Origin of the sequence: Candidatus Contubernalis alkalaceticus (assembly GCF_022558445.1) — a bacterium.
Taxonomy (GTDB): Bacteria; Bacillota; Dethiobacteria; order SKNC01; family SKNC01; genus Contubernalis; species Contubernalis alkaliaceticus.
In genome coordinates, this window is sequence record NZ_CP054699.1 from 769,087 (window position 1) to 785,448 (window position 16,362).

The 16,362-nt window shown below is 38.5% G+C and carries 16 protein-coding genes; 14 read left to right on the plus strand and 2 right to left on the minus strand.

Going from position 1 to position 16,362, the window contains the following annotated elements:
* The first annotated feature begins 34 nt into the window (after window positions 1-34).
* From HUE98_RS03720 to HUE98_RS03740, 5 genes are all read left to right on the plus strand, one after another.
* Window positions 35-322, plus strand: coding sequence for a transposase (locus HUE98_RS03720; RefSeq protein ID WP_241420515.1), 288 nt, complete (start codon window positions 35-37; stop codon window positions 320-322).
* A gap of 29 nt (window positions 323-351) precedes the next feature.
* The gene (locus HUE98_RS03725) at window positions 352-1,221 is read left to right on the plus strand and encodes an IS3 family transposase (RefSeq protein WP_407080286.1); all 870 of its coding nucleotides are present in this window, start codon (window positions 352-354) and stop codon (window positions 1,219-1,221) included.
* Window positions 1,222-1,490: 269 nt separating this feature from the next.
* Window positions 1,491-2,162 carry a DEAD/DEAH box helicase family protein gene (locus tag HUE98_RS03730; protein ID WP_407080298.1) on the plus strand — a complete coding sequence of 224 codons (672 nt, stop codon included), beginning with the start codon at window positions 1,491-1,493 and terminating at the stop codon, window positions 2,160-2,162.
* 40 nt (window positions 2,163-2,202) lie between these two features.
* Complete coding sequence (locus tag HUE98_RS03735) at window positions 2,203-3,606, plus strand: DEAD/DEAH box helicase (protein WP_241423494.1); 1,404 nt, start codon at window positions 2,203-2,205, stop codon at window positions 3,604-3,606.
* 48 nt (window positions 3,607-3,654) lie between these two features.
* Window positions 3,655-3,969, plus strand: a complete 315-nt coding sequence (locus tag HUE98_RS03740) for a nucleoside triphosphate pyrophosphohydrolase (RefSeq protein WP_241422537.1) — start codon at window positions 3,655-3,657, stop codon at window positions 3,967-3,969.
* A 49-nt stretch (window positions 3,970-4,018) separates the two neighbouring features.
* Here HUE98_RS03740 and HUE98_RS03745 read toward each other — a convergent pair whose 3' ends face one another.
* A complete protein-coding gene (locus tag HUE98_RS03745) occupies window positions 4,019-4,405 on the minus strand; it encodes an HIT family protein (protein WP_241422538.1) in 387 nt (128 codons plus the stop codon).
* A 283-nt stretch (window positions 4,406-4,688) separates the two neighbouring features.
* Here HUE98_RS03745 and HUE98_RS03750 point away from each other — a divergent pair, with 283 nt between their 5' ends.
* From HUE98_RS03750 to HUE98_RS03790, 9 genes are all read left to right on the plus strand, one after another.
* Window positions 4,689-5,150, plus strand: a complete 462-nt coding sequence (locus tag HUE98_RS03750; RefSeq protein ID WP_241422539.1) for a hypothetical protein — start codon at window positions 4,689-4,691, stop codon at window positions 5,148-5,150.
* Between the two features lie 470 nt (window positions 5,151-5,620).
* On the plus strand, window positions 5,621-5,896 hold the full coding sequence (locus HUE98_RS03755; RefSeq protein WP_241422540.1) for a phage integrase SAM-like domain-containing protein: 276 nt from the start codon (window positions 5,621-5,623) through the stop codon (window positions 5,894-5,896).
* Window positions 5,897-6,139: 243 nt separating this feature from the next.
* Window positions 6,140-7,783: an ATP-binding protein gene (locus HUE98_RS03760; protein WP_241422541.1), complete on the plus strand. Its 1,644-nt coding sequence runs from the start codon at window positions 6,140-6,142 to the stop codon at window positions 7,781-7,783.
* On the plus strand, window positions 7,776-9,923 hold the full coding sequence (locus HUE98_RS03765) for a Z1 domain-containing protein (RefSeq protein WP_241422542.1): 2,148 nt from the start codon (window positions 7,776-7,778) through the stop codon (window positions 9,921-9,923). The genes HUE98_RS03760 and HUE98_RS03765 overlap by 8 nt, the downstream gene beginning before the upstream one ends.
* Window positions 9,916-10,881, plus strand: a complete 966-nt coding sequence (locus HUE98_RS03770; RefSeq protein WP_241422543.1) for a PD-(D/E)XK motif protein — start codon at window positions 9,916-9,918, stop codon at window positions 10,879-10,881. Before HUE98_RS03765 ends, HUE98_RS03770 begins: the two co-directional genes overlap by 8 nt.
* A gap of 202 nt (window positions 10,882-11,083) precedes the next feature.
* On the plus strand, window positions 11,084-12,046 hold the full coding sequence (locus HUE98_RS03775; protein ID WP_241422544.1) for a DNA cytosine methyltransferase: 963 nt from the start codon (window positions 11,084-11,086) through the stop codon (window positions 12,044-12,046).
* Window position 12,047: 1 nt separating this feature from the next.
* On the plus strand, window positions 12,048-13,001 hold the full coding sequence (locus HUE98_RS03780; protein WP_241422545.1) for a HaeIII family restriction endonuclease: 954 nt from the start codon (window positions 12,048-12,050) through the stop codon (window positions 12,999-13,001).
* Window positions 13,002-13,066: 65 nt separating this feature from the next.
* Window positions 13,067-13,486, plus strand: coding sequence for a very short patch repair endonuclease (locus HUE98_RS03785; protein ID WP_241422546.1), 420 nt, complete (start codon window positions 13,067-13,069; stop codon window positions 13,484-13,486).
* A gap of 579 nt (window positions 13,487-14,065) precedes the next feature.
* Window positions 14,066-14,746, plus strand: a complete 681-nt coding sequence (locus HUE98_RS03790) for a hypothetical protein (RefSeq protein ID WP_241422547.1) — start codon at window positions 14,066-14,068, stop codon at window positions 14,744-14,746.
* Between the two features lie 69 nt (window positions 14,747-14,815).
* On the opposite strand, the gene tnpC is transcribed toward HUE98_RS03790, so the two are convergent.
* Window positions 14,816-16,354: an IS66 family transposase gene (gene tnpC / locus HUE98_RS03795; protein WP_241422548.1), complete on the minus strand. Its 1,539-nt coding sequence runs from the start codon at window positions 16,352-16,354 to the stop codon at window positions 14,816-14,818.
* Window positions 16,355-16,362: the final 8 nt, after the last annotated feature.

The window sequence follows — 16,362 nt, forward strand, 5'->3', positions numbered from 1 at the left end:
GGAAATAATAACCCAAAAAGAAAGAGGTGTCCAGATGCGAGTATATGATAAAGAATTTAAAGAAGAAGCCATTAAGCTGTCCGGTGAAGTAGGTCCGACAGTAGCTGCTGAAAAGCTGGGAATTCCAGTCACTACTCTTTACACATGGCGAAGCAATGCAAATCGTTATGGAAATATGGCTATTGTCGGCAGTGGTCATAAGCGTGTAGATCCAAAAACCGCTGAAATCAGAGCATTAGAAAAACAACTCAAGGAACTTGAAGCAACCAATGATATTTTGAAAAGAGCCCTGGCTTTTTTCGCAATGAGCCAAAAGAAGTAGCTGCACGAGAACTGTTTAAGTGGATATGCCTGGAAAAAACCCAAGGAAAATCTAAGCACAGCATAAAGACCATGTGCGAGGTATTAGGGGTTAGTGAAAACGGATTTTATAAGTGGTTAAAAAGACAGTCCAGGCCCTACAAATATGATGCTCTTTTGGCAAAGATTCTTCAAATTCGTGCAGACAACCCGGACTATGGAGCGTATAGGATATATCTGCATTTACAACTTTTTCAGGACTATAAGGGCAGTTATTATCTAATCCTCGCGCTCTGTAAAAAACACCATCTAATGCTGAAGAAAAAACGTCACAGCAAGGGGATAACCAAGGCTGATCTTGCTGCACAAGCTAGTGAAAACCTGATCCAGCAAGACTTTACAGCTGAATCACCTAATGAAAAATGGCTGAGTGACATTACAGAAATTCCAACGGCTGACGGTAAGCTTTATGTAGCCGCCGTAATGGACTGTTTTGATGGAAGCATTGTCGGACTAAAAATGGCTAATCACATGCGCGCTGAGCTTTGCGTCGAAGCTTTTACAGCCGGTGTCAAAAAACATCAGGCATATGGTATGATTTTCCATTCAGACAGGGGGAGTCAATACACTAGCACACTTTTCCGTCAAACCCTTGCCCGATATGGAGCAATACAAAGCATGAGCAACACAGGTAAATGCTTTGACAACGCACGGATGGAGTCTTTTTTTGCCACACTGAAAAAAGAAAGCATCTACAAATTTAAAACTGAAACCATGAAAATGGAAACCGTCAAAAGCATCATATTTAGATTTATTGAAATCTACTACAACCGAAAAAGAATTTACACTACAAATGGAGGCTACCCACCCTTGGTCAAGCGTTCGCTCTATTATCAGGAAAACTTATCCCAGGCAGGGTAAACAGTATTCAGGGGCTCTGCCCCCGAACCCCCGGAGTTTTTTCGCTTTGGTTCTCCCAGGGATAGAAAAGAAGACAACCAGGGTTTATTAAACGATTCCCCTGGCTATCCCTGGCAGAACTCTACAGGCCGCTCGTGTTGCTCTCCAGCAGAGCACTATTCTGCCTGTAGATAAGAGCCGTAAATAGTATTTCCAAAAGGAATCCATTTATTAACGAATCCAAAAATTACGAGTTTTGGGGCTAACCCAAATTTGACAACTCCAAAGGGATCCAAATTCGTTTCTATAGTGATCACTTACAGTCCTTTCATCCAAAATCTTATATTTTTGATTATGAGGATGAGGCAGAAGTATTTGTGGGTTCATCAAATTTATCTTTCTCCGGGTTAACTTCGGGGGTAGAGTGGAACTACAAATTATCTAAAAGCGAGCACTTGAATGATTACCGGCATTTTTCCGAAGTATTTGAAGAATTGTTTAATAGATGCTCTAACCCTGTTACTGATGAACTTCTAAAGGAGTATTCTTTAAAATGGAAAAAGCCGAAACTTGTGAAGGCAGAAGAACAATTAGGCCCAATACTTCCAAAACCAGAACCGCGAGGAGCGCAGATTGAAGCACTGTATTACTTAAAACAGGCCCGTTTAGAAGGAGTAAGTAGGGGATTAGTGGCAGCTGCTACTGGAGTAGGGAAAACGCACCTGGCGGCCTTCGATACGCTGCAGTTCAAAAAAATATTATTTATTGCTCACCGGGGGGAAATAGTGAGCCAGGCTTATGATATTTTTAAAGAATTAAGGCCCAAATCCGACCTGGGTTATTATACCGGAGAACAGAAAGACAAGGGGGCAGACATTTATTTTAGCACAGTGCAGACACTTTCCCGTGAGGAAAACTTAGAGTTATTCCATCCAAATTATTTTGACTATATCGTAATTTGATGAATTTCATCATGCAGCTGCGGAAAGTTACTTAAAAGTAATGAATCACTTTGAGCCCAGTTTCCTGCTGGGGCTGACTGCCACACCATACCGCATGGATAATCAGGATCTTTTTTCGCTTTGCGATGACAACATTATTTATGAAATATCTCTGAAACAGGCGATTGAAAGGGATCTGCTGGTCCCCTTTAGGTATAATGCCATGTACGATCCTACGGATTATGACAAGGTGAAGACTTCCAACGGTAGATTTGTGGTTGAAGACCTGGAAAAACATCTGTCTTACAAGGAAAGGGCTGACCTTATTTTAACTCAATATCACAAGTTAGCGGGAAAACGTACGCTGGGGTTTTGTGTGTCCATAAGTCATGCTGAATATATGGCGGAGTATTTTTGTAATAACGGGGTCTCTTCGGCTGCAGTTCATAGTGGTCCTCCAGGGAATGCCCAGACAATGGATAGAAAAAGTGCTTTAGAAGCCATGGGAAAAGGAGATCTTGATATTATTTTTGCTGTGGACATATTTAACGAGGGAGTTGACATCCCTTCATTAGACACGGTGATGTTTCTGCGGCCCACTGAATCATACGTAATCTTTTTACAGCAGTTGGGCCGGGGACTTAGAAAATATCAAGAGAAAAATCATCTTACTGTCATTGATTTTATAGGAAATTATAAAAGAGCTAACTACATACCTTTACTGCTGGCAGGAGAAAACCCATGGACTGCTGAAAGTTCTAGCTTTTCGCGTTTAGAAGATTATGAATTTCCAGAAGGCTGCGTTGTGAGCTTTGATTTTAGAGTAATCGACCTGTTCGTTCAACTTGCCGCAAGAGATCCCCTGCCTGTCAGAATGCGTGAGACATATTATAGGATAAAAAACGAATTAGGAAGAAGGCCCGGCAGATTTGATATGTTTGAGGGAAGCGACATTCCTTTAAGAGAATACTTAAAAGAGGGATGGCTGAGATTCTTAGAATCGGCAGGGGATCTTACTGAAATAGAAATGGAATGGTTGGACACCCCAGCTGAAGACTTTCTTTTAGAGATTGAACAAACAAGATTTACAAAAGCTTACAAGGTTCCAACCATAAAGGCTTTTATAAAAAACGAGACTATAGTATCAAAGGTTGACCTGAATGAAATAGGTAAGGAAATGATGCATTTTTACCGTGATTACCCGCTGCATCAAAAAGATTTGAATAATAAAGCACACCGTAAATGGCAGAGCTGGGAAGAAAAACAGTTTTCGAAACTTGCCAAAAACAATCCAGTTAAATTCCTATCTCGAGGCCGGTTTTTCAATTTTAATGAAATTAAGCAGCAGATGTATTTGGATCCTTCAATAGAACCTAATTTATCTCCCGAGCTGGCAGATCATGTGAAGGACATTTTAAAATATCGAAAGAAATACTTTTTTCAACGTCGGTATAAAGAGGATTGACCATAGGACAAGCTGGACAAATCAAACAAGGTTTGGAGGAGCTTTGTAATGAAAATATTCTACAACAAGTTAGTGCGGGACAGAATCCCTGAAATCATTGAAGGTGAAGAGAAAAAAACCAATATTCGAATTGCTGATCAAGAAGAATATTTCCGTCTCTTAAAAGATAAGCTGGTGGAGGAAGTAGATGAGTTTCTCGATAGCGACAGCCCACAGGAGTTGCCCGATATTCTGGAAGTTGTCATTGCTCTGGGGAGTATTTACGGGTTATCCTTTAAAGATCTTTCAGAAATGGCAGAGGAAAATAAGAATGCAAGGGGTGGGTTTAATAATATGATTGTGTTGGTGAGTGTTGATGAATGAGAAGGCTTTAAGAGCTGATTGGAGAAAAAAATAATCGATAATAACTATTTTAACCCTCTTCAGAGGGGTAGGGTACAATACTTTTTTTAACCTTTCGTATTCCACCCCTGGGGTTTTCAACATCCCCTGAATAGCGAGGAATAATGTGGAAGTGGAGATGAAAGATAGTCTGACCACCGGCTAAGCTAACATTAACACCGATATTATATCCATCTTGGTTATATTTTTGGTCAAGAATTTTTTTGACGTTGAAAGTTAGTTTATTAATGGCGGAAAGCTCTTCAAAAGAAGCTTCAAAGTATGTAGCTACATGTCTTTTGGGAGTAATTAAAACATGGTCCTGGTTAACGGGATACTGGTCAAAAAATGCTTTAGCCAGTTTATTTTCGCATATTATCTCTGATTGAGGTTTTTTGCAAAAAACACAGTTTTCCATCAGGAATCTCCTTTTTGACACTTTACTGTAATATAAGTTGATGAATAACTTTATTAATTATTTCATAAAAAGAAGTTATTAGCCATAACGATTTCAAAAATTATTTCTTTTTTTTGTGATACAGAAAAGCTATAATTCTATTTGTTTCGAAATATTTACTGAATGTGTTGAAGGATTCGGTTGCCTTTTGGGGATTTATGGGAATTGCTAAGGCAATGGCAGGTAAGACCCGCCGTTTTACCCGGGCTATCCACTAGCAATAAGAAGAAAGGATGTTGTTTATATGAGGCCCCTGTGGGTTCAATCTGAGGATACAATTTCTGAAGACGAGTCAATAAGAATTATATTTATGGATAACCCTAAAAACGTTAATACTGCTAAGATCCTCATCAAATGGTTAAAAATAATATTGCCGTTTCGCTGTGGAATTAGGATGGGTAAGGAAAGGATTACTTTTTTAGCGGGGAATTATCGTCCTGCTGCTATAAAAAGACAAAAAGGTAGTGTGCGCCTGGATATGGTTTTTGCTAACAGGCTGCCCGAAGGGTTCAATGTGGCCAGCGATGTATGGCGGAGCGTTCCTAATACTGTAGAGGGATATATTTTGGCAGACGATGATTTGACCTCTTTAACCGAAGAAGATATCGGTAACTTCGTTAAAGCCTGTGAGCAAATGCTTGAGGTTGCTCCAAAAAGCAGGAGGCACCTGTGCAATGTTTCGGCCGTTTGGCCTGATGAAAAATAAAAAAGCCACCTTGTTTTGCGATCTTTGCAGGATGAAACTGATGATAAAAATGCAGGCTCTTACAACAAGGTTAAAAAGTAGCTGGAGAGGCTAATCAAAAAAGTACAATTTAATGCAATAAATTTTTAATACATTAAAGTGGTATGGGGACTGACTTTCTGTGGGATAATGGAAATTGCTTAAGGCATAGGCGGAATTTCCGGGCATATTATCTTTTTTGGATTAATTAAATGACAAAACTAGACATTTTACCGCAAAGGAATTGCATCCTTGCTTGCAGAAATAAGAAGTAATTAGAATAATTATCCATTAATTATCACTGGCAATAGACCTGATACAAAGGATAGAAAGAATCCCTCGTTATATTTACTTAAGTCTGTTATAAATAATAGAAGATTCTAATTACAGGTATATAAATGAAAATGATTTTTAGAAAAATATTACAGTAATGTTCAAGGAGCGGAAATATTATGAACCGTGATTATTTTAGTAGATGGTTAAATGAGAATACTACTCTTTCTTATAACAGTATATCAAAATATTTAGGAGCAATAAAAACAATGTCAAATGAGCTTTTGTCAAAAGGGGTTATGGAAAAGCCTCTCTATGAACTTAATGATTCAATAGAAGCGGAAAGACTTAAGGACAAATATTTCTCAGTAAGACAGTTTAGAGAAAAGGATGAGCGTGGGCATAGAATGTATAGTAGGGCTTTTATTTATTATATTCAGTTTTTAAAGAAATAAAAATTGTAAAAAAATACTAAGTGCTGAGGGACAGTCCTCTTTTGAAATTTTAATAGATTGTCTGAAAGAATTTCCAGTCATAGCGGCTAAGACGGAGAATGGTAAAAAAATGTTTGATATAACAGAAAAAAATCGTGCAAGATTTCCCAACGGATGTAGATTTATTAATTAATTCATATTCTAAGTCTGTGTTGGATAAAGAAAGTTCTAAAAAATGAAGTTAATTTTAGGGGTGAATTGGTAATGGCTATTGAAATTGGAGAGCTTTTTATAAGACCTACTGTAGGTGTCTATGCAACATATCAGAGGTTAAGTTATAAACCATGGTTTGCTATAGCTGAATTTGTCGATAATTCAACTCAAAGCTATTATCAAAACAGGGAAGCCCTCATCAAACAATATCATAAAGAAGGCGGTAAAAAGCTCAAAATTGAGGTAATATATGACCCGCAAGATAAATCTTTAGAAATAATTGACAATGCATTTGGTATGGAATTTGGAGATTTTTCTCGTGCTTTGATACTAGATAGCCCACCTGACGATCGTAGCGGCAGAAGTGAGTTTGGCATGGGGCTCAAGACGGCAGCATGTTGGTTTGGGAAAAGGTGGATGGTAGAAACTACCAGATTAGGTTCAGAAAGATGCTTTATTGCAACAGTAGATGTTGATAAACTTGCTAAAACACAACAGGATAATTTGGACTTTAAGGTCCTTCCCGCAGAGGATAATGAACATTATACTTTAATTAGGATTGAAGATGTTCAGCAACCTATACGTGGCCGGACAGCCACTCGAGTTAAAGAGCAATTAAGTAGCATATATAGGGTAGACCTTAGGTCGGGGGAAATCCAGATTTATTGGAATGGAGAACTGCTGGAATTTAAGGAAACACCATTTCTTGAAGAACAAAACGCAGATGGTTCCGTTTTTGTATGGAAAAAAAACGTTTTGTTTACAGTGCCATGGGAACGTAAAGATAAAGAACTGTCTGTCAAGGGTTGGATTGGCATACGTAACCCCGGAAAAGCCCAAGACGCAGGAATTGTGTTGCTACGAAGGGGGAGGGTAATACTTGGCGGTCCAGGTCAGGGGTACAAGCCTCATGAGATCTTTGGGAACCCCAACCAAGCGCCATCTCAACGTTTAGTTGGCGAGTTGGGCATGGACGATTGGCCAGTAACTCAGGCTAAAGATGGTTTTGATTGGAACGATGGGCTTGAAGAAGAGTTCATTGTTGCTTTAAAATCTGTTACCAAAGATTATGTTCAAAAATCAATAGATTTTAGGGCATCAGAAAATAGAAAATTCTCGAGAATAGAATTTGAACGTGTTGCAGCAAATACAAAAAAAATATTTGAAAACAAACAGTTCACTGAACAAGTGGAACAAGAAATCCAAGGTTTCTTATGTGAGAAAAGTTATGAAGAGGAAGAGGATTTTGAAGGTTTAAATTCTAAGCATAATTCCAAGGAGAACTTACCTGATGCATTTAATACACCGGAGGAACAAGAAGAATATGACCTGATAAGGCAAGTTAGCGAAGGCCCTTTTGAATACCGACTCCAACTAGAAGGGCATGACTGGGTGTTTAAGCTTTATTGGCAAGATGTGACAGATGCAAACTGGATGAGCCTTAGGTTTCAATCTGAAAACGAAATAGAAATATTTCTTAATATAAACCACCCATTCTTTGCAGGGCACATAAACAGTACAGCAGAATTGGAACTGCTTCAGAGGTTTCTAATGGCTATGGCGTTGGCTGAGAAATTATCACGTTTGTCAACTGTCCATAATGATGGTTTTGTTGACCCCGCTGACTTTAGGTTATTTATGAATAAAATTCTACGGTGGACAGGGAACACAAGGGAGGTTAGTATTGATGACTGAATTTTTAGGGTTCGATATTGATGAAGAAGCTTCTTCATGGGATGTAACTATTGATGGGCAGCAAAGAGAAATTTTAGAAAGAAGCTTTTTAAGTATTGAAGATGAAGAAAGGTCAAAAATTTTTGCAACAGCTGCAAAAATGCTAGCAAAATGCAGTAATCCTAATGAAACTCAAGGGGATTCAATAGGTTTAGGGCTGGGCAAAGTACAGAGCGGCAAGACTTCTTCTTTTATAGCCCTTAGTGCTTTGGCAATTGACAATGGTATAAAAGTTATCATTATTTTAGCAGGCAGTAAGAAAACTTTATTAAACCAAACCACTGAAAGGCTTAAGGAACAGTTAAGGGTCTCCAATAATGGTGGTGTGGCATTACTGACAACTTTAGATCGAATTCAAAGTATAAGAAGTGACTGTATTTCAAGGTTGGTTACTGTTGGCAAAAGTATTGTTATAACGATATTAAAGCATCAAGACCATATTGACCACATAGCGGAAGTGTTTTCCAACCCTGAATTAATGTGCCTTCCAACAATAATAATAGACGACGAAGGGGACCAAGCTTCTTTGAATACTCAAGCGAGGAAGAGAAAAAGGTCAACTATTTACAGTAGTATTAGCAATTTACGCTTTAGGTTTTCAAACCATTCGTATATAGCTTTTACAGCAACTCCGCAAGCAAATTTGCTTATTAGCACCTTGGATGAAATCCGTCCTAGATTTTGTGTATTAATTGAGCCAGGGAGTGGTTATACAGGAGGCTCCCAATTCCATGGTGAGAATGAGGAGCTATATAACGTAAGTGTCCCAGATGATGAGATTGGTTTTGATGAGGTGGGCGTGGAGGGTATTCCTAAGAGCCTAGAAAGTGCCCTTTCAACCTTTTTCGTTGGCGCTGCTATACGTACATTGCGTGGCGACCATGGGAACCATTCAATGCTTATTCATACTAGCCGCCTTCGTGGAAATCATCAAAATGTAGACGAAAAGCTAAGATTATGGCTTGAACGTTGGAACCAAATTGTCAAGTTAGACAGCCAAGATCCAGCTCGAGTGAATTTCAATACTGTAATGAAGGACGGCTATGAAGAGCTTTGCCGGACAGTCCAAAACATCCCTAGTTGGGAAGAGGTTACAGGTGCTATCGTTAGGGAGCTGATTAACTACCAAGTTTGGAAAGTAAATAGTGACAGGGATGCAGAGGTATTAAGCCGTGAAGACATGCTATTTAGAAACAATATTTTCGTAGGCGGGAGTATGCTTGAACGTGGGGTAACCTTACCGGGTTTAGCTGTAACATATATAACAAGAAGGGCAAACATCCAGCAGGCTGACACTGTTGAACAAAGGGCACGCTGGTTTGGGTACAAGAAGCACTATTTAGACACTTGTAGGATTTGGGCTACTACACATATTAGACAAGATTTTAAGGCTTTATTGGGTCATGAAGATGAGCTTTGGGAGTCACTAAGGCTTATGGAAAAAGAAGATATTTCCCTTGACGAATGGACAGCAGTATTACAACTTAGTCCACAATTTAGGCCTACTAGAGCGAATGTAGCGTCTGCGAGGGAGGTTAACCTTAGGAAGTGGTTGCTAAATAGGCTGCCAGCAAATAATGAAAACATAGCCAGAGGAAATGTTAAGATTGCTGAGAATTTTTTTGATTCAAACCATGCTGAAGTTGTTCGATTTGGCAATATTGAGCATAAATTTGTGCGTAATTGCGAACCGAATTATGTTCTTCAAGAGTTGATTGGCAAGATGTCAAATTGGGAGGTGACTGATTGGGATCTTCCATTTGTAATGGATCTATTTAATAAGCTTATAAGGACAGGGCAATTTACCGGGTTAGATGTCGTTAGAATGGCTTCGAATGCTGAACGGGAAAGGACTTTTATAGATGGTGTGATTGGAAGACTTCATCAAGGACGTTCCCAGAGCAGGATTCCTAGTGATCCTCACTATTATGCTGGTGATGCTAATTTACATGAAAACCGACCGCAGCTTCAAACACATTTTATTAAGCCTACGCAATGCAGTACTGGAGTAAGCACCAATATAACACTTGTAGCTTTGGCTTTGTTTATCCCAGAAGATTTAGCAAGAGCTACAGGGCGGTTGGTGAGAGGAAATGCTTAGGGAGAAGCTTCAAAATATTATTAATAATTATGATGAGAGCCATCAGTTTATTGGCTTTCAATTTGATAGATTACCAATTTATTTGGCAGTAGGGCCAGGTCTTTGCCTTGCCCTTCTTGTCCCTACCGAAGGGGATGTATCTCCCGGATATAAATCAAATTTAGTTTCATTGAAGTTAAGCATTAAATGCTCCATATCAATAGAAGGAGAAACAATTGAAAGCAAGAAATTTGATATTTTGCAATGTGAATCAACAGAGCCAGCGCACGTTGAAACCTTTATCTTGCTATGCCAAGCTTTTGTTTCAAGTCTTACGGAATTACCAAACTCTCATGATGCAATATACCAATTCTTTGATTCCCTGCTCACATTGTTTAGGGCTCAGCCTGCCTCAAACCTTTTTAAAGAAAGGCAGGGGCTTTGGGGCGAGTTGTTTGTTATGTATTCCATGGGCAAAACAAAGGAAATGATTAGTTATTGGCATAAAGAATCTACCAGAAAATTTGACTTCTCTAGTGGGAACAAAAGAATAGAAGTAAAAACTACTACAGGCATTAATAGGGTTCATGCATTTTCCCATCAACAACTGTACAGTAACAGTGGTCATGAAATTGCAATAGCATCTATAATGCTTAGACCAGAAGAAGCAGGGTTAAGTTTGAAGGGATTAATTGATGCAGCGAGGCAAGAGGTGGCTAGTGACTTTGAAAACCTAAAAAAACTTGAGCGTGCAATTAAATCTGCTGGTATGGATGACCCTTTAGTAACTGGTCCAGTTTACGATAAGGAAGAAGCATTGGAAAATATTGCTTGGTTTTTTGCTAAAAATGTACCCAAGTTCCCTTTTCCAGAACCTGTAGGCGTATCGGGTGCTCGTTATAACGTAGTTCTTTCTTTATCCCCTCAAATCGCAGGCGATGAGCTTGACACATTTATTAATGGTTTTTTAAACACTTAAATATTTGGCAAACAAAAACGCATTGCGTTGATCACAAATTTCGAATGAGATCTAAATTAGTTGTCCATTTCGAAATTTTCATAGATGGCACAATTTATATAAAAATCCAACTTATTGTGGAGGTTTTTATTAATTTATATAGAATTAATTCTATTAATAGTATTTTACAGCACTTATTAAGCGGAAGGGGGTATTTAATAAATTGTTACTTAAGCCTACAGTAGTATCTCTTTTTGCAGGTGCTGGTGGCATGGATTTGGGATTAGAAAATGCGGGTTTTGATGTGATCTGGGCTAATGATATAGATAAAGATGCTTGTGAAACATATAAATCTTGGTCAAATGCTTATGTACATCAAGGCGATATATCAAAAATAAATTTCAAAGAAATACCTGAATCAGATGTAATTGTAGGAGGATTTCCCTGTCAAGGTTTTAGCTTAGCAGGTCCAAGAAAAATTAATGATAAAAGGAATACATTATATCGTTACTTTGTAAAACTAGTAGAAGAAATGCAGCCTTATGCATTTGTTGCTGAAAATGTAAAAGGTTTGTTAACTCTTGGCAATGGTGCTATATTAGAAGCAATAATTTCTGATTTTAAATCGAAAAATTATGATGTTACATATAAATTATTAAATGCGGCACATTATAGTGTACCCCAAGATAGGTGGAGAGTTATTTTAGTAGGAATGAAGAGAGGGTATGGTTTGAATTATAATTTTCCGGAAAAACATGTAAAACAAACAGAACTCATTGAAACTATAGGGATGTTGCCGGAACCTAGGTCAAAAGATGTTTGTGAGGCACCTTTTTCTTCAAGGTATATGAGTAGAAATAGGCGTAGAGGGTGGAATGAGGTTTCTTATACTATTCCAGCTATGGCAAAACAAGTTACGCTTCATCCTTCATCTCCTGAAATGATTAAGTTAGGAAGGGATGAATGGAGATTTGGGAGAGGAAAGACCCGGAGGTTTTCATGGCAAGAAGCGGCAGTTATTCAAACGTTCCCTTATGGAATGGATTTTGCGGGTGATTTAACTTCAAAGTATAAGCAAATCGGTAATGCAGTACCGGTAAAGTTAGCAGAAGAAATTGGCAAACAGATAATTAAATCTTTAAATCGAATATACGAACCTGAAAAACTAGCAAAAGTGAGCGGATAATATGCCTACTCAAAACATAAGAGGTAAAGCATTTGAGTATGCTTGTTTGTCAGCACTCTATACTTTTTTAAACGGAACCCAGCCTGTGGAGATTGTGGCATCTTCAAGCGTAGAAAAGGCTCATCAATCCTATTTTAATCTGAGCAATAGGCTAAGGGAAAGCATGGATTTAGCTGCAGATGCTGCTGTTCGTGTTTTAATCCGCCTTGAACCCCAGCTTGAAAATTTCATGGAAAATATTCCGCTTTACTTAGAAATCCAGCCAGACAGCCAGGGACAAGTTGGCGATGTCCGGGATATTTTAGCCCTACGAAGACAGAATAATTGGGAAATTGGATTGTCAGCAAAACATAATCATGCCGCAGTAAAGCATTCCAGGTTATCACAAACTATAGATTTTGGGGATAAGTGGTTGCAGGTCCCTTGTAGTTATCAATATTTCACAGAAATTAACCCATATTTTACTAGGCTCAGTGTTTTGAGAGAGCAGAGGGCAGAATGGAACAGTGTCCCCGATAAAGCACAAGAATACTACATTCCTATACTAGATGCTTTTATTAGGGAGTTACAATCAATTTATGAGCAGCATGGCGCGATGATACCACAAAGGTTACTTAGCTATTTATTGGGAAGGTATGACTTTTACAAAATTATTGCGCATAAAAGTACTAGAACTACTGAAATTCAAGGCTTTTCATTATATGGGACATTAAATAATCAGGCAGGCGGAATACGGCCTCAAGTAAGGATGCCAAGGGTTCGGCTGCCTAGTCGCTTTCACTCAATTGACTATAAACCAGGCTCAGATAATACAATTTTTATTGTATGTGATGAGGGATGGACAATATCGGCCAGGCTCCATAACGCCAGAACATTAGTAGAGCCTAGTGTAAAATTTGATATTACATTAATTGGTGTACCTCCATCGCTTTACAGGCACCATGAACCATGGTAATTATTATAACGGCATGTGCCTGTACATGCCGTTATTCATTTTAAATAATCTAAAGGTGAGGCATTATGGCATATAACTTTGAAACAACTCCTCAAAGGTCAAACATTATGAAAAAAATACGTGGAATAAATACCGGTCCTGAGGTGATGCTTAGAAAAGGCCTTTGGGAAAAGGGGATAAGGTATAGGAAAAACTATAATAAACTACCTGGGAAACCTGATATCTTAATAACTAAGAATAAAATAGCCATTTTTGTAGATGGGGAATTTTGGCATGGACATAATTGGGAAGAAAAGAAATGCAGAATCAAATCTAATAGGGATTATTGGATTAAAAAAATTGAAAGGAACATTGAACGTGATAAAGAAAATACCAAAAAATTAGAAGAATTAGGCTTTGTAGTAATTAGATTTTGGGAAAAAGAAGTAAAGAATGACCTTCAATCTTGCGTACAGAAAATAATTGATTTAACTGAAAACCAGTGAAACTAATCGATCGACCAATATACTTATATAATAACATTAAAATTTTTGTTTAGTTACTACTAATTCACTAAAAATATGTTTAGGGCATGGATCATTTTTTTTCCAGTATTCTATTTTATCGCGGTGGGGGATAGACACCTTACGGGATGTTCTGGAAGAACCCATGCAATTAAATGACAAAACTAGACAATTTACTACAAAGGGATTTCGACAAGTTTGCAGAAATAAGATGTAAATAGAATAATTATCCATTAATTATTCACTTGGAATCAGTGAAGAGGGCAGAGCTAAAATAGTTTCTATCTCTTTTAACAAATGTGAAGAATAGTGTTTTAATATTGTGGAACATTTCAGGATAACGCTTTAACATATTAAATTGGTGGACTGACCCCATTTAGGTGATTTTTAAGAAAGTGCAGAAGCTAAGTAAAATAGATATTACGAACGGAAAATATAAATGGTAACTTTGCGAACTTGCCCTGTAAGCCTCTGTATATGATGGCCAAGGAATCAGGAAATATTTTGATACGACAAGCGTAGTATTTAGACACAATACTTTTTAAGAAATAAGAGGTGCATATGTCTAAAAATATCTCTTACAATTTACCCGGGTATGGATCTCTTAATGCAAATTTATTTACCTATACCAAAATTTTATATCGTTTTTTAAGCTACTACGGTCATGATATCAGACTAAATAGCACTAACCAACTTGGAGTTTTAAGAAATGTGCTACCTGGCGCTCATCATACTCGTTATGAATATGTATTTATTCAGTGGGTCTTAGTAACGGAACTTTCAAGATTAAAAGGTGCCGGTAATGGTAATCTAAATCTTAGCGCTAAAAGAAAAGAATTTGGAAGACTACCAGGAATAGACAAATACCCGTCTGGAGCTGAAGTATTGCAGTCGATTATTCTTTTAGCCAATATTGGACACCTACCTGAAACATTTACTGCAAGTAGAGCATTTTTGCACTATTTGCACTCAAACAAAGAAATACGTAATATTTTTAAATCAGGACTTGCTAGAGAAGATAGACCCTATTTTGAAAAAGTTCTAGACGGATTTCAAATTTATTCTGTTCAGTATATTGTTGCTCTTTTTTTGTTACAAAGATATAAAAGATATGGTAAAAGACAAGACTATGTATCTTATCCGATAAATGTAATTAGAGCTTATATAAATCGAGATAATGGAACTAAAGAAGCACTAAATAAAATATGGACATTATATGGAAATGTAAGAAGAGTTTCGTAAGCGTCTAATAAGTCAGTGGATATAAAAAAAGCAAAAACTAGTGTAAACTAAGTTTTTGCCTCTTTTTCTTTACTTGCAGTTTTCCTGGACATCCTGACTCCATGGAAGATAATCTTCAAGGAACTCTGGATGTTGCCCAAACTGTACGCCTGGAAGCTCGCTAAAGATGAAATATAGGTACTTGTATGGATTTAGGTCATTAGCCTTGGCACTTTCAATGATACTGTAAACGGCTGCACTTGCTGCAGCTCCTTTAGGGCTTCCGCTAAAAAGCCAGTTCTTTCGTCCAATAGTAAAGGGACGGATACTGTTTTCTGCCAGGTTGTTGGAAATAGAGCAGTTGCCATCCTCAAGATAATTCGTTAGCTCTTTCTTATGGTTTAGGGCATAGTTCAAGGCTTCGCTCAATTTAGATTTGGGAAGCACCTTTTTCTTGGTGGAATAAATCCACGACCAAAAGGCCTCCAAAACAGGCTTTTCCTGCTTCAGACGCTCTACTTTGCGCTGTTCACTTGGTAGCTTCTCGAGATTTTTTTCAGTCTCAAAAAGTTTGTTGCAGTAGGCAATGCCTTGGCTTGAAAAGGTAGCTTCAGGTCGATGGGCATCTTTGGGAAGTGCATCGACAAACTTCCTTCGGACATGTGCCCAGCACAGGCATCTTATGATTCCTGGAATCTTCTTGTACCCAGAATATGCATCTGAGTGGAGATACCCTTCATAGTCTTTCAGGAACTCCTGCGGGTACTTGCCACTCCTTCCCGGTTGATACTCGAAGATCCGGATGGGGTGTTTGGCATGCTGGCCAGAACTGTATAACCACATGTAGGAATCTGTTGTGTTCTTGCGCCCCACTTCGTTCATTACTTGCACGGGCGTTTCATCTGCATGTATATAATGCTCCTGCATCAGCTTTTGGTGCATCAGCTCCACCAAAGGACGCAACCAGTCACGGGATGCAGCCAGAATCCAATTGGACATGGTAGCGCGGCTTAGGTTCACACCAAGTGTCTTCCATTCCTTTTCCTGCCGATAAAGGGGAAGGGCATTGACGAATTTCTGATGCATAACCCAAGCCACTGTAGATGGAGACGCCATGGAATGCTGAATTACCGGATAAGGCATCGGCGACTTCTCCATGTATGGTTTTCCATCTTTACGACAGGTTCGGCACTCGAAGGTTTCACGGTAATAATCAATGACCCTGACTTTGGCAGGAATATACTCAACTTCGGTGCGGATAAATTCTTCACCAACTGATAAAAGAGTGGTGTCACATTCTTCACAGAAGCGATCTTCTTCAGCAAGAGTGCAGAGGCGTTTATCGCGAGGGATATCTTTCAATAGCTCCATTCGCTGTCCCTTAAATTTCTTTCTTCGATAACCCTGCACTTCCTTAAGGTCAGGTTCTGGGGCCTTCGGATTCGCTTCTATTTCTGCCTCATCAAAAAGAGACATCTGTCCCGTGGGTAGGGACGATGTCTTCTCAGAGCTTTTCCCGAAAAGTTTACGTGTCAGATACTCGACTGTATCGTGGAGCTTTTTGTTTTCCTGCTCCAGTTGGGATATACGGTTTTCTAATTTTTCTAACAACTGCTCGGATGCGCTCATAAATGATG